At 68.7% G+C, this 13,662-nt stretch carries 10 protein-coding genes; 5 read left to right on the top strand and 5 right to left on the bottom strand.

The window, feature by feature from the left end; translation table 11 throughout:
- From NS365_RS19595 to NS365_RS19580, 4 genes are all read right to left on the bottom strand, one after another.
- The gene (locus NS365_RS19595) at positions 1-831 is read right to left on the bottom strand and encodes a hypothetical protein (RefSeq protein WP_058601994.1); all 831 of its coding nucleotides are present in this window, start codon (positions 829-831) and stop codon (positions 1-3) included.
- Entirely contained in the window at positions 828-2,114 is a 1,287-nt protein-coding gene (locus NS365_RS19590) for a glycosyltransferase (protein ID WP_058601993.1), read from the bottom strand. The genes NS365_RS19595 and NS365_RS19590 overlap by 4 nt, the downstream gene beginning before the upstream one ends.
- Complete coding sequence (locus tag NS365_RS19585) at positions 2,111-4,189, bottom strand: hypothetical protein (RefSeq protein WP_058601992.1); 2,079 nt, start codon at positions 4,187-4,189, stop codon at positions 2,111-2,113. Before NS365_RS19585 ends, NS365_RS19590 begins: the two co-directional genes overlap by 4 nt.
- A gap of 155 nt (positions 4,190-4,344) precedes the next feature.
- Positions 4,345-5,046: a hypothetical protein gene (locus tag NS365_RS19580; protein WP_058601991.1), complete on the bottom strand. Its 702-nt coding sequence runs from the start codon at positions 5,044-5,046 to the stop codon at positions 4,345-4,347.
- Here NS365_RS19580 and NS365_RS24220 point away from each other — a divergent pair.
- From NS365_RS24220 to NS365_RS19565, 4 genes are all read left to right on the top strand, one after another.
- The gene (locus NS365_RS24220) at positions 5,002-5,382 is read left to right on the top strand and encodes a hypothetical protein (RefSeq protein ID WP_153003865.1); all 381 of its coding nucleotides are present in this window, start codon (positions 5,002-5,004) and stop codon (positions 5,380-5,382) included. The two genes, NS365_RS19580 and NS365_RS24220, sit on opposite strands and share 45 nt — an antisense overlap.
- Before the next feature lie 163 nt (positions 5,383-5,545).
- Positions 5,546-6,415: a hypothetical protein gene (locus tag NS365_RS19575; RefSeq protein WP_058601990.1), complete on the top strand. Its 870-nt coding sequence runs from the start codon at positions 5,546-5,548 to the stop codon at positions 6,413-6,415.
- Positions 6,416-6,474: 59 nt separating this feature from the next.
- Positions 6,475-7,608 carry a calcium-binding protein gene (locus tag NS365_RS19570; RefSeq protein ID WP_058601989.1) on the top strand — a complete coding sequence of 378 codons (1,134 nt, stop codon included), beginning with the start codon at positions 6,475-6,477 and terminating at the stop codon, positions 7,606-7,608.
- 279 nt (positions 7,609-7,887) lie between these two features.
- Positions 7,888-11,082 carry a tetratricopeptide repeat protein gene (locus tag NS365_RS19565; RefSeq protein WP_058601988.1) on the top strand — a complete coding sequence of 1,065 codons (3,195 nt, stop codon included), beginning with the start codon at positions 7,888-7,890 and terminating at the stop codon, positions 11,080-11,082.
- Here the strand turns inward: NS365_RS19565 and NS365_RS19560 are convergent.
- Positions 11,070-12,482: a Hint domain-containing protein gene (locus NS365_RS19560; protein WP_058601987.1), complete on the bottom strand. Its 1,413-nt coding sequence runs from the start codon at positions 12,480-12,482 to the stop codon at positions 11,070-11,072. The genes NS365_RS19565 and NS365_RS19560 overlap by 13 nt on opposite strands.
- 270 nt (positions 12,483-12,752) lie before the next feature.
- Between NS365_RS19560 and NS365_RS19555 the strand changes: the two genes are divergently transcribed.
- A partial coding sequence (locus NS365_RS19555; RefSeq protein WP_206612153.1) for a hypothetical protein occupies positions 12,753-13,662 on the top strand: 910 nt, incomplete at its 3' end.

The following is a 13,662-nucleotide window of genomic DNA, read 5'->3' as shown; positions in this document are numbered from 1 at the left end:
TCAAGCCTCCGGCCGGCAGGGCACGAAGGCGATGAAGCGATCGGCCCCGCCGCCACGCGGCAGCGACGGGGCGGTGTCGAGATTGAGAATCAGAAGCTCGCGATCGCCGAACCCGTGCTCGATCGGGCTGGCGCCATCTGCCAGAACGCCGTGATGCCCGCCCTCCTCGATCGCCACGATGCCGCGACGCGGCGACCAGAGGCCGATCACGGGCGGCGCGGCGGGGAATGTCTCGCGCAGTTCGGCCCGGATCGCCGCGAGATCCTCGATCGAACGATTCTCGCGGATTTCCAGCGCCATGGGTTGAAGCAGATGAAGTTCCAGAAGGCCGGCCGCGATCAGCGCCGCCTCGTCGCAGCGCCGACGCGGCTCCAGATGCGAGAAGGCGGGCGGCAGAATCTGCGTGTGAACGCCGAGCTGCCCGAGCAGGCGCAGCGCGTCATATTGGAGCTGGTCGATCCAGCCGCGCGAGAGCATCCAAGACAAGGATTCCGCGTCACGACCCTGTCGCCGGCGGTCTTCGCCGACGCTCTCGCGCGCCGCCAGACACGCGCGCCCCTGCTTCAGCAGAAAGGCGCTGCCCTCCAGTCTGATGTCCAGGAGGCGCGCATCGTGCCAGGGCTCCAGCGCGACGGGGATGCGAAAGCCCACGAACCCGTCGCCCAGCCCCGCATCGGCCAGATCCTGCCGGAAGACATCCACCAAGCCACCGCCGACGCAGGTCTCGTCCACGAAGGCCAGAACGCGCTGGCCGCGCATGGGAATGTCGCGGCTGGCGACCCAGCCCTCGACGCGCGCGCGCGACACGAAGTCGATATGACCCTGGATCATCGCGCCTCCACGAGGCGCGTGGCCGCCATGGTGGCGAAGAAGGCAAGGTAACGCTCGGCCATATCGCGTGCGCTCGTGACATGGGGAATGCCCCGGCGCAGCGTCTCGTGATTGCGCCGGTCGGCCCCGAGCTTGATCGCGCGCAGAAGATCGCTGGCGTCGCCCAGGCGGAAATGCAGGCCCGACACGCCGTCCGGCACCTTCTCGGCCATGCCGCCGATGCCGGTGCAGATCACCGGCAGGCCGACCGAATAGGCTTCCTGAATGACGACGGGCGAGTTTTCCCACCATTTGCTGGGAATGACGAGATAGTCGCATTCCGACATGAGCCGGTGCACGGAGGCGTTGTTGTAGGCCCCGGCATAGGTCAGGAACGGATAGGCCTTCAGCGCCGCCTCGAAGCGCTCGGTGAAACCCTGCGACTGGCCGACGAGATTGCCATGGATGCGCAGGCGCACCTTGCGGGCGAGTTCAGCGTCCTTCGCGATCAGATCGGCCGCGTCCAGGATGACGTCGACACCCTTGAACGGCGTGATCTGGCCGAAGAAGCCGAAGACCCAGGCTCCCTCCCCGCGCTCGTCGCGCGCGGCTTCCGGCGGGCTCAGGAGACCGTTTTCGATCACGGTCGTGCGGTCCGCGCCCAAGCCCCATTCGATGAAGCGCTCGGCCAGAAAGCGGCTCGGCGAGACGAACCCGTCGAAGGCCCCGAACCCGTCCAGCATCGTTTCCTTGCGCAGGGCGAAGCGGCTGCGGCTTTCGCCGGGGAAGCAGGACAGGCAGTCTTCGGCCCGCGCGCGCTCGCAGAGGATTTGCGCGGGGCGCGTCACCATCTGCCCGTGATTGTGGCAGATGGCGAGGAATTCGTGGATCGTCAGGAAGGTCAGCATCTCGGGCAGGCGCTGCGCGGCGCGCAGCGTGTTCAGCCCGATATTGTAGAAATGATGGAAATTGACGAGGCCGATCCGCTGCTCGGCAAGGATCGCCAGAAGATTGTCTTCCACGCCGAGTGGCGCGAGATGATAGAAATGGTCGTAGCGCGCGGCATCGCGAAACAGCGCGAACTCGCTGTCGCTGCCGAGCGCCAGCTTGCCCCGGTCGCTTTCGGCGCAGGCCCCGATATAGATGGCGTCGATGCCGATCTCGCGCAGGCCGCGATACAGCGCATAGGCCGAGATTTCCGCGCCGCCCTTGGACAGCGAGGGATGGCTGTGGGAGACGATCGCCATGCGCTTGGGCAGAAGCGCCTGATCGAAACCCATATGGCGCATCGAACCGAGCTTCATCGCGCCGCCCCCTTCAACACGTCGCCGTCGATGAGATCGGCCAGACGCGAGGCGCGAGGCCGCTCCAGCCGGATGGCTCCGCCGGGCACGATCCGGTCGAAAGCGGCGTGATCGGGCAAAGCGCCCGTGCCATGCGTGCCGCGCAGGAATCGCGGGGCCGTGCGACTCCATTCGATGAGGGCTGGCGCGCTCCAGCCAAAGCATGCGGCATTAAGCGAGCCGTCCACCCGGTCCGGCCGGCCTTCGTCATCGACGATCTCGAACCGATCGAGAAAATGGCCGCGCCGCTCCAGGCTGCGGATCGCCCCGGCCCAACCCTCATTCGTCAGCACCAGCCCTCGGCCGACATGCACGAAACGGCCCGCGCCGAGCCGCGCGAGCAGCCAGGGGAGTTCGGCCACGATCTCGTCGGGATGAGCGACGGCGAAGAGCGACAGCGGCGCGCGGGCGCGCTCGCGCAGTTCCTCGAAGCGCAACAGCGCCTCGGCCCGCAGGCGTCCGGTATCGGCCACGAAGGCCAGACCCACGCCCTCTGGCAGATCGCGCAGCGAGCGGGCCGCGCGGTCGAAAACAAGACGCAGGCTCGCCTCCTCGCCGGGCAGGCGGATCACGACGACACGCTCGGCCGGAGCGAGCGATAGAACCATGGGCTCGCGCCATTCGGCGCGCAGCGTCGTCTGAACCGCCGAGAGAAGCGCGGGATAGGAAGGCTCGAAGCGCAGCGAGGGAAACAGCGAAAGAACCTCGTCGCCATCCGAGACCAGATCGACGCGGCGCGGGGCTTTCGCATCGACCCGCAGCACCGCCGAGGTTCCATCCTCCAGAACGACGCGCAGAAGCGGCGTCGAGGCTGCGCCGACTGGCAAGGCCCCGCGGAAGATCGCGGCAAAGCCGGCGCGGGCGGTGATGGACGGCGCAGCGCCGAAGACGGCCTGGAGATCGGCGCGCGGACGGAACGAGGTCGAGGGCTCGTCGGCGGTCAGCACCGTGTCGCCGATTTTCAGATGAAAGGTCTCGACGCGCTTGGCGGGGCTGACGGCCCAGCCCTCGGCCAGCGCGCCGAAACCGGGGATCAGCAGGAGGCGATCGACGCCGCCTTCCACGAAGGTTCCGCCGGCCGAGGCCGCGCCGGGCAGCCAGTTGGCAACGGAGGCGAGAACCGCGCCCATCGCATCGCCCTGCCCGCCCACAAGCGCCGGCTGAAGCTGGGCATAGGCGGCGGTGAAGGCTTCGGCGCGCACGAGGCGGGTCTGAGGCGTCAGGCGCAGATGGAACTGCCCGTTGCGCCCGGCATAGACGAACCCGTCCTTGAACTGCGAGGGCGGCGTCCAGCCGGTTTCCATCAGGCCGACGACGCCGACGCAATTGGCCGAAAGATCGGAGCGCTCATAGGGCGCGATGGCGATGCCGGCTGGAAACTTCAGCCGGTCGGCGATTAGCGCGGGAAACTCCGTTTCCACGCCGCGCTTGGTCCAGCCGATGAACCAGACCTGCCCCTCGGAGGAGAGATGAACGAGATCGATCTGCCCGATTTCGCCGTCGGACAAAGGGCGCAGCGCACGCTCGCGCAGCGGCTCGGCCTCCAGCCGGAGCGCCCGCAGCTGCGCCAGAAGCCGCTCGCCCTTGGGAAGCGGCGCTTCGCGCCTGCCGAGATCGGAAAGGATGGCGTCCCGCCAGAGGGACACGAGTTCGCTAACGGTCGGCGCGCGGCCAGAGGGCGGCAGGAGCGTGATGTCCGTGCCCGCCACGCGCACGCCGACCTGCCGGTCCCGCCGGTGGCTCGCCAGTTTGGCGAGGCGGCCGAACACGGACGGATCGAAGCGAAAGCCCGACCGGGCGCTGCCGGTGAGGTGCATGTCGATGTCGGGCCGGGGGAGGCCCGTGGCGCCGAGCGCCAGGACATCGCCCCCGACCGTCAGCTCCAGCTCAAGGGACGCGGCCGGGCTGTCGATGGCCACCGCCCATCCCTCGATACCCCCATTGGGATCGAACCGATCGATCCGCCCACGCCACGCGCCGCCCAGCGAGGGCGACAGCTCCGGCGAGGCAAAGAGGGGGGGCGCAAGGGTCAGCATGGCGTTCCAGAAGGACGGGCCAGCGGCAAGGCCGGCCCCGGCGGACTAGAGCATTTTCGTGCGAAAGCCCGGTCGGCTTTCACGGGGCGTATGAGACGGACAGGCCGTCGTGGCGGAACGAGCGAGAGAATGCTCGTCCGTTCCGCTTCAAGACGTCACGAGATCGCCGGCACGGCCGAGATCGCGAGCACGCGGCCACCCGGCGGCACCACGAGTTCGGCCGAGGCGCGAATGTCGATCACCACGAGGTTTTCATGGGTCAGCGCGTAATCGGCCATGGTGCCCTGCGGCGCGGTTTCGCCGGGAGCTGCCGACACATGCGTGCCCTCCATCACGCGCAACCGCGCGCGATCGGTGGAATAGAGTGCCAGAAGCGGCACGGCGTCGGACTGGGCGGCGAGACGGCGCAGTTCCGCCTGAAGCGCCTCACCTGTTGCGAGCTGGACCTCTTCGAGCTGGGCGTCGAGGCCGAGATAGCTTTCCATGAGCTGTGTGGCGACGGCGAGCGGCTTGTCCACAACCAGCGTTTCTTCGCCCGGCACCCGGCGCGCGAGGCCGCGCTCATAGGCCCCAAAGGACCAGAGAATGCGCAGGAAGTCGAAATCCGACTGCGGCAGACGCCCGTGCTTGAGCGCCCATTTCAGCCCGGCGAGACGCTTGCGCACCTCGGCGCGGTCGAGACGGGTATCGACCTGATCGGGCGTTGCGATCGACGCCCCGGCCTGGAGCAGCACCGCGTCGCTGCCTTCCAGCTTGATGAAGACCGAGCCTTCCGTACCCGGCGCGACGGAGATCGGAAAGCTGAAGCCCAGATGACCGTCGCCGATGCCCGCATCGGCCAGATCGGCGCGGAACATGTTCACTTTTCCGGCACCGATACAAACATCGTCCCGGAAGGCGAGAATGGTGCGGTCGCGAATACGACCGTCTTCGGAGAAGATCCACCCTTGGATGGTATCACCGGTAACGGATTCTATACTGCCCCTGATCATCTCAGCCACGTCTCGCCTGTCGATAATGCCTCAAATTACTCCAAGGTTCTTACGCTTCCGTATACATTACCGCAGATCACGATGTCGGATTGCAAACTCAAGTTACAGGCCGACATCGTCGGTACAGTCCCGATAGCGGCAAGCGGCGTCGACGCGACTGACGGCCCTGCCGAGCATCGGCCGCACGCTTACAGTCAATAATCCGTAGATATTAGAGAATTTTAACAATAACGAGTTGCAATACAAGGCTTTGTTGAGACTGTTTTTATGAAAGGTCTCGCTGGAAAGGTGCAGTTATTTTATCGCCCGCATTGTAACCGTGATCAGGTCCTTTCAGGATCACAGGCGTGAAGAGGCGGCGGAGATGAGCGAACGGGAGCGCAAGGCAGTTGTGAAGGTGACGCGCGGGCTGCATTCGCTCGTGTATCGCTTCGACCCCGCCTATGCGCTGGGCCTGTCGGTTCCGCCCGTTGCCTGCGTGGAAGCCGCTTCGGAAGGTCTGTTTCTCGTATCCGCTCCCGGCGAGGAGTTCGGTGTTCTGGCCGAGCCCGGCAAGGGGCTCGTGGTTCTGGCCGAACAGGACGGAACCCTGCATCTCACCATTCGCGCCGGCGAGGAGAATGGCAGCCTTCAGGCCGCGCTGGAGCTGACGCGAATCGAGGCCCCGCGCCTGTCCGTCGCCGCTCCGGCCGGACGTCAGCGCGCGCCGCTGGCCAGTGGCGCAACGGAATTTCTGATCCGCGCTCATGTTTCGCTGCGGGGCGATCTGTCGGCCGCGCGCGGCGAGTGGCTGTGCGGCCCCGCATTGCCCGGCCGCGTCGAAGGCCTCGAAATTCGCGGCGTCGGCGCCGATTGCCCGGTCGAATATCAGGTGGCGACCGGCGGGCGCACGGGCGGCTGGTCGAACTGGATCGCGGCCGGCACCTATGCGGGCTCGCGCGGCAAGGCGCTGCCGCTGATCGGCCTGCGCCTGCGCCTGACCGACGCCGCCCCCGCCGATCTCGTCTTGCGCGGCGAAGCTCTGTTTCTCGGCGGCTCGCCCGTATCGCGCTCCGGCCGCGAGGTCGAATTCACCGGCCCCACACCGCTCGATCCGCTGGTCGGCCTCAAGCTGGACATGGCGCTCGGCTCGCAGGACGCGCGCGCCACCGGTCTGCTTGGTCAGCAGGACAACCGGCCGGGCAACCGGCTGCGCGTGTTCCGACGCGACACGCCCGAAATCGGCGCGGCCTAATGCCCGCTCTTCATCTCTAGAACGAAAGGCTCAGCTGACGGTTCTCCGAAGCGCACCCCATGGCCGAGATATATAGCAGCTCCGAATCGGACGCTCTGCACTCTCTGTCGCAGGGAGCGCTCGATCACATCGACCACGTTCTGTCCGGCCTCGGCCTGTCGGGGACGCATGACATCGCGATCCAGACGATCGGAACGGACAGCGTCACGGCCGATCCGGGCGACGCGGCCATCATCGTCACGTCCGCGCCCACGCATGACGTCGCGGTGGACGACGGCGGACATGGCGTGTCCGTCATCCTGTCGGACAGCGGCTCGGTGCATCTGACGGGCCTCGGCAACGACACGGTCTTCGGCGCGGACGGGGCGGACACGATCACAGCCGGTTCGAGCGACGCCACGATCTATGGCGGGGCGGGCGATGACAGCCTGTCGGGCGGAAGCGCGGGCGGCAATCACGCGCTCTATGGCGGCGCGGGCCATGACACGCTTCTGGGCGGCGATGGCATGGACACGCTCTGGTCCGGCACGGACGGCTCCTATCTCCAGGGCGGGGCGCATGGCCATACCGAGATTCACGCGGGCGGCGGGGGCGACACGATCCGCTCCACCGGCGAGGCCGATACGCTCTACGGCGGCCATGCCTCGATCGAAGTCCACGGCGACCACACGATGGTCTACGCCAATGGCGACACGATCAGCGCCCACGGGGCCTTCGATACGGTGGACGGTTCGGGGTCGCAGCACGCGATGCGGGTCGACAGTTACGGCGAACACTCCACCATTCTGGGCGGAGCGGGCGACGACACGATCATGCTGCATGACGCACCGGGCGGCTATGCCGTGGGCGGAGACGGCAATGATTCGATCATCGGCTCCACCGGCGGCCACGCGACGCTCTCGGGCGGGGCGGGCGACGACTACCTGATGGCCTATGGTGTCGGCGACAGCGTGATGGGCGGCGACGGATCGGACTATTTCCAGATCGTCCATTACGGCGTCGGGCACGACACGCTGGACGGCGGGGCAGGCAACGATGTGGTGAACTTTCAGGACCGCCATTTCTCGGACGCTCATATCACGGAGGGCGATCACTCGACCGTCGTCTCCTTCTCCGATGGCTATACGGCGACCGTCTCGCATGTCGAACAGCTCCGCTTCTCCGACACGGTGTATAACGTCACGAATATTTGAACGTATCTTTGCGTCTCCCAGATTGCGCCCTGCCGATCCGCTCGCCCTCCCCCATCTTGCGGCGGCATCGCTTGCGCCAGCCCACGCGTCGCATCGACGGCGCTCCATCCCTCGCGCCAGCACGGCGGTTCCCGCCGACGGTCGGCACTGACGCTGGCAGATCAATGGGTGAAGCCGTTCCGTCCGTTCCCGTTGCGGATGCCGGCTCGATCAGAAGGTTTCAACCTTTCGCGCGGCATGATGGGGTTCGATCCCCCAGCAGAGCCCTTCGACAGAGCCATGAGCGAGACCGCCGCCCCGACCTTCGACGAGTTGCGAGCCAGAGCTCTCGCGGCAAGTGCGGCCGGGCGGCATCATGAAGCGCTGGAAGCGTTCGCTCGCGCCGCTGACTTGCGCCCCGCCGATCTCTGGACCCGCAACGACATCGCGCTGGCACATCTGGCACTGGGCGAGTTGATGGAGGCCGACGCTCTCGCCTCCGCCATGGCCCGCGAGCATCCCGCCTTCGCGCCCGCTTGCCGGACGCTGGCGCTGACGCATCGCGCCAAAGGCGATCACGAAGCGGCGCTCGCCGCCTTTCGCGAGGCGGCCCGGCGCGACCCGCGCGACCTCTGGAACCTGCATGATGCGGCGTCCAGCCTGCGCGTGCTCGGCCGGATCGATGTGGCGGAAGCCATGTTGCGCGATCTCCTGCGCACGACGCCGCTCGCGCATTCGCTGCGCGGGCTGGGCGAAATCGCGCGCGAGAAAGGAGCGGGCGACGAGGCCCTCATCTCGTTTCAGGCCGCGAGCCTTCTGCAACCGGCCGATCCCTGGTTCGCGCTCGACGCGGCGCGCCAAGCCGCGATGCTGGGCGAGACCAAAAAGGCCGAAGCGGCGCTGGATCGTTTGACCCGCGAGCGCCCCGGCTTCGCCCCGGCCGCCCTGGAACGCGCGCGGCTCGCCAAGACGCCGGCCGCCATGGCGGCGGCGCGCGATGGTCTGGATCGGGCACTCGCCTTGTCTCCCGGCAACGAGGCGCTAGCCCTCGCGCTCGCCGATCTTCTGTGCCGCGCCGGGCAGCCGGCGGAGGCCGAAACGGTTCTGGCGCGTTTCCTGTCACGCCATCCCGCGAGCGCCAACCTGCTGCGCGCGCTGGCCCGCGCCGCGCGCGAGCGAGGCGACCGTGAGATGGCCTATGCGCATTTGAAGGCGGCGCTGGCGCTCGCGCCCGATGACGGCCCTCTGCGGCTCGAATGGATCATGGCGCTGCGCGCACGCGGCGAGGCCGGCGAGGCCACCCGCCAACTGGAAGCCCTCTGCGCGGACGCCGCGCCCCCGGTAGAGGCGTTGCTGGAACTTCATCGCCTGCGCCTGCGCCGCGACGGCCCCGAGGCGGCCCGCGCGCTGCTGGAGCGCGCTCGGGGACTCGACCCCGCGCATCCGCGCACGCTTCTGCTTCTGGGCGACGACCGGCGGGCGGAGGGGCAACACGCGAAAGCTGCCGCCCTCTACCGCGAGGCGCTGGAGCGACGGCCGGGCTTTTCCTGGGCGTTGATCGGCCTTGCCGCCATCGCGCGGTCGGAGGGGCGGCCAGACAAGGCGCATGATCTCCTGCGCGCGGCAGCCGAAACCGAGCCCATGGAGGGTCAGGCGCAGATTGAGGCGGCCTCGCTATGCCGCGACACAAGCGACTTTCCGCAGGCGCGCGACTGGCTCGCCCGCGTCCCCGCGACCTCGCCGCGCCGCGCCGAGGCCGATATGGGGCAAGCGCTGATCCTGCGCGCCGAAGGGCGCTGGGGGGACGCGGCCGAAGCCTTCGAGACGGTGGCTCATCGCTTTCCCGACCGAGCGGAAGCCCTGGCGGAAGCCGAAGCCGACTGGCTGCGCGCCGGCGAGAACGCGCGCGCCGACGCCGCCCTTGCCCGGCTGGCGCTCGCAACGCCGGACCACCCCGCCCTGCGGGAGGCGCAGGCGCGCCGGGCCTTGATCGCGGACGATGTGGCCGGCGCGCTCCGCTTGTTCGAACAAGCGCTCGCTCTCGACCCCGCGCGGCTCGGCGCTTGGCTTGGCGCGGCGCGTGCGCGGGCGCTTCTGGGCGATCTGCCCGGCGCGCTGGCGCGGCTTGCGGAGATCGATCGCCGCTTCGCGCCGCGCCCGGAAAGCGCCGCGCTGCGGGCTGATCTTTTGCGCCAAACCGGTCGCCTGGAGGAGGCCGAGGCCGCGCTGGAGGAGGGGCGACGCCGACATCCCCACCATGCCGCCCTTTGGCAGCAGCGCACCATCGCGCACATCGAGGCGGGGGCTCTCGATACGGTGGAGGCCAGCCTTGCCGATCCGCCGGCGGGTGGGCGCACCGAGGCCGGGCGCCTTGCTTTCGTGCGCTCGATGCTCCAGTCCGCGCGCTGGGATTTCGATGCGGCCATGCGCGAAGGCGAGGTGGCGCTCCGGCATATGCCGGGTGATGGCTGGGTGCGAAACCGGCTGATCCATGCTGCGCTTCTGGGGCTCGATGTCGAGCGCGCCGGGCATCATCTGAAAGACCTTGCCCGGCTGGAAGCAGCGAGCAGCCGCCTCAAGGGCAAGTCGGCCAATGCCTCGCAAAGCCATTATGGCCAGCTTCATGACGATTTCCGCATGGACGGCGAGGCGCTGGCCGACCTTCGGAGCGCGTGCGCCCTGGCCGAACCCGAGGCTCGTTTGGAGGCCCTGCGCGCCTCGGTTCTGGCTTACCCCGACAGCACGATCGCGGCGCTGCAATGGCTGATCGAACTGCGCCGGCAGGGCGTGCATCCGATGCTGAGCGACGTGGCGAGCGACGAGGCATCTGGCCCGATCCCGCGCCGATTGCACCAGTTCTGGGATGACGGCGATCCGCCCGATGACGTGAAAGCCTATGGCGACACTTGGCGGTCGATCAACGAGGGCTTCCGCTATCGGCTCTGGAGCGGAGGCGAGGCCGAAGCCTTCTTAAGCGACCATGGCTTCGCCGACGCGCTCTCCGCCTTCCGCCGTGCGCGCGAGCCCGCGATGAAGGCCGATCTCTTCCGCCTCGCGCTGCTCCTCGACGAAGGCGGCATCTATGTCGACGCGGACGATCGATGCCTGCGTCCCATCGCCCCCCTCCTGTCGGGGCCGGCCGGTTTCGTCGCCTATCAGGAAGACCTGGGTTCGCTCGGCAACAATTGGATCGCCGCCGTACCAGGCCATCCGCTACTCGCGCTGGCTCTGGACCTCGCCTGCCGGGCGGTGAACCGGGGCGATGGGGACATTCTCTGGCTGTCCACCGGGCCGGGTCTTCTGTCGCGCGCCGCCGCTCATCTTATGGCGAGCCGGCCTGCAGAGGTCTCCGATCTCCGGGTGGTCAGCCGCCACACGCTGTCGCGCTTTGCCGCGATCCATTGCCTGACGGCCTATAAATCCACCGAGCGGCATTGGAGCCGCACGGCGTTCGGCCGCGCGCGCTCGTCGGCGAAAGCGCCTCAGGCCGCCTGACGCGGCCTGTCCTCGACTTCGAGGGCGGCCGCCCAGAGCGACAGGCGGCGGCGCAGAGCCATCGGAATCTGGCGTGCGGCCTTGACGCGCGGCCAGTCCATCTCGGCGGCAGGCAGGCGACCGGCAAGGGCCGCATCGCGCTCATGCGCATTGTCGAAGCCGAGGCGCTCGGGATTGTCCACGAAGGTCTCGGCCGGCGCGCCCTCGGCCAGAACCAGCGCGTGGCGCTCCAGCTCGATGTGGAGATAATCGATCAGCACCGGCAGATCGCTCTGGCGCGTGATCGCGTGGCCATCCACCAAGGCACCCGCATGGATCAGGAGCCCATCCAGCGCCAGCGCGTGGTCGGGCGAGACATAAAGATCGCGCTCCGGGCCATGGGGGCCGAGCGCGCCCGCGCGAATGCGGATGGGGTGGACCTTCAGCCAGTCGCCCGCGTCGGCCCGCAGTCTTTGCCGGCCGATCCAGAGCACGGGCAGGCTCGCGCCGTCCACCGTCCGCACGAGATCGCCGGGCTGCAGGCTCTCGATCAGGCGCGGTCCTTGCGGTGTCGCGATCCGGGTTCCCGGCCGGAAACAAACCGGCGAGGCCGGAGTGCCGAGCGGATCGGCATTGGTTCCGAGCCCATTGGAGCCGATGCCGGATTTGTCGCCGCCCGCGGTGCCCGACGATGTGGAAGACCCCGCCGAAGCGTCGCCGCTGGAGGACGTCCCGTTGGCCGAAGTCTGCGACGCACCCGAACCGCTATCGGTGGAATTGCCACTGGTGGCATCCGTCGCCGCCTCGTTGGCCGCGTCGCTGCTGGAGCTACCGGACGATGACTTGCCATCGCCACCGCCGCCCGATGTGCCGTCCCCCGAACCGCCGCCGCCATCTGCCGAGGAAGCCGCGGCCGCTCCAGCGTCACCGCCAGCGGCTCCCGCGCCTTCGCCGCCACCACCGCCTTCCGAGCGCCCCTCGGATCGACTCGATGACGACGCCCCGGAGCGCATCGCGCCCCCCGCCATGCCGCCGGCCGCAGGCGCGCCGCCAGATCCCGCGCTGGCGGAAGCGGCTGCGGCCTTGACGCCGGCGGCCTGCGCGGCGGGGCCCGCCTGACCCATATGGCTGGAGGAACTATCGATCCCGCTCTGGGAATCCTGCGATCCGGACGTGTCGCTCGTCCCGTTGCCCTTGCCGCCGTCGGACCCCGAGCCGGTTGAGGATTTGCCGCTCGCGGCCGAAGCCGGGCCGGACGAGGCGGTGAGACCGATGCCGGCCGTGGTGGCCATGGAGCCTGCCGCAACGAGCGTCGCGCCGGCGGCGGCTGCCGAAGCCGAAGCCGAAGCCGCGCCGGCCCCTGCGCCCGCGCCCGCGTTCTGGCCGGAGCTACCGGGTTCGTTGTCGTCTCTCTCGCTCATGGACGCAGCTCCGCCGGGGCTTCTGGTCAGTCAGGATGCCGCCGGCTGAGCGCGCAAAGCAAGGCAAACCGCGAAACAGGGAAAGCAAAGCATGAACGCTGACTGGTGGATGTAGGGTCTTCGAGGGCCAACTTGCCATCACAACGAACCAAGCGTGCGATGGGAAAGGAGCAACCGTAGAAGAATTCAGGTCGCCTGATCGAAAACGGCGCGCACATGCCAGCGCGCATCATCAGGCTTCGGAAAGAGAAGCCGGGCATAATGCCGGGCATGTCGCAGCCTGCTTCCATCATGGCCCCCCTCGATCTATCCGGCCCCGCCCTTCTGGCGGGCACGCCCGGCCATGGGGACGCGCTGGTGCTGGGCGCGACGCGGCTTCTGGCGGCGGGCCGGCCTGAAGACGCGTTCCTCCTGGCGGATCGGGCCTGTCGCCTGTCGTCTCCGCCGCCCGCCCCGTCGCTCGCGCTGCGCGCCCTGTCGCTCTGGCGCATGGGCGAGAAGACCGAGGCGGTGGCCGATCTCAGCCGGGCGTTGACCGGCGATCCCGGTGATCCCGTGGTGGCACGCGCCGCGCTGCAACTGAGCGCAGGCGGGGCCGAGATGCCGGATCCCTGCGACCTCCTCGTCCAGACCGTCCAGGCGCATGACCTCCTGCGTTTGAGCGTCGCGCGGCTCCTGGCCTCCGGCCGCCCCGCGCTGGCGCGTCTCGACGTGATGGATCGGCGGCTGACGGGCTGGTTGATCTGGGCGGGCAATGCCGCCTCGGTCGAGCTGTCGCTGGAAGGGTCGGGCGAACGCACGTTGGCGGCGCAGCCGGACTTCCCTTTGGCTCCGCCCGGCGCGCGCGGCACCTTCATCGACCTTGCACTGTCGTGTGATGTCCATCGCTGGACGCTCGGACTGCCCGGCGAAACGGAGCCGCTGACATCTGGCGCGCTCTGGCCGCGTTCGAGCGCGGCGGTCTCGCCACTTGAAGGCCGAGCACCCGACCTCGTTCCCGCGCGGCGTCCCATCACCATCCTCGTTCCCGTTTTCGAGGATTTCGAGGCGACGCAGGATTGCCTGCGCGCGGCGGTGGCGGCCAAGAGCGAAAGCGTGCGCGTGCTCGTGGTGGACGACGCCTCGCCCAACCGCCGCCTCAAGCTGCTCCTCGATGCGCTGGCCGCGCGCGGCCTGATCG

This window comes from Aureimonas ureilytica, assembly GCF_001475935.1.
GTDB lineage: Bacteria > Pseudomonadota > Alphaproteobacteria > Rhizobiales > Rhizobiaceae > Aureimonas > Aureimonas ureilytica_A.
Note: the sequence above shows the minus strand (reverse complement) of the source record. Positions and strands in the feature narration are given on the sequence as shown.

Excerpts from the sequence above, each read along its gene's own strand:
- NS365_RS19570 (WP_058601989.1), top strand. The coding sequence starts at position 6,475 with ATGGCCGAGATATATAGCAGCTCCGAATCGGACGCTCTGCACTCTCTG.
- NS365_RS19580 (WP_058601991.1), bottom strand. The coding sequence starts at position 5,046 with ATGTTCCGCGCCGATCTGGCCGATGCGGGCATCGGCGACGGTCATCTG.
- NS365_RS24220 (WP_153003865.1), top strand. The coding sequence starts at position 5,002 with ATGACCGTCGCCGATGCCCGCATCGGCCAGATCGGCGCGGAACATGTT.
- NS365_RS19585 (WP_058601992.1), bottom strand. The coding sequence starts at position 4,189 with ATGCTGACCCTTGCGCCCCCCCTCTTTGCCTCGCCGGAGCTGTCGCCC.
- NS365_RS19590 (WP_058601993.1), bottom strand. The coding sequence starts at position 2,114 with ATGAAGCTCGGTTCGATGCGCCATATGGGTTTCGATCAGGCGCTTCTG.
- NS365_RS19560 (WP_058601987.1), bottom strand. The coding sequence starts at position 12,482 with ATGAGCGAGAGAGACGACAACGAACCCGGTAGCTCCGGCCAGAACGCG.
- NS365_RS19595 (WP_058601994.1), bottom strand. The coding sequence starts at position 831 with ATGATCCAGGGTCATATCGACTTCGTGTCGCGCGCGCGCGTCGAGGGC.
- NS365_RS19565 (WP_058601988.1), top strand. The coding sequence starts at position 7,888 with ATGAGCGAGACCGCCGCCCCGACCTTCGACGAGTTGCGAGCCAGAGCT.
- NS365_RS19575 (WP_058601990.1), top strand. The coding sequence starts at position 5,546 with ATGAGCGAACGGGAGCGCAAGGCAGTTGTGAAGGTGACGCGCGGGCTG.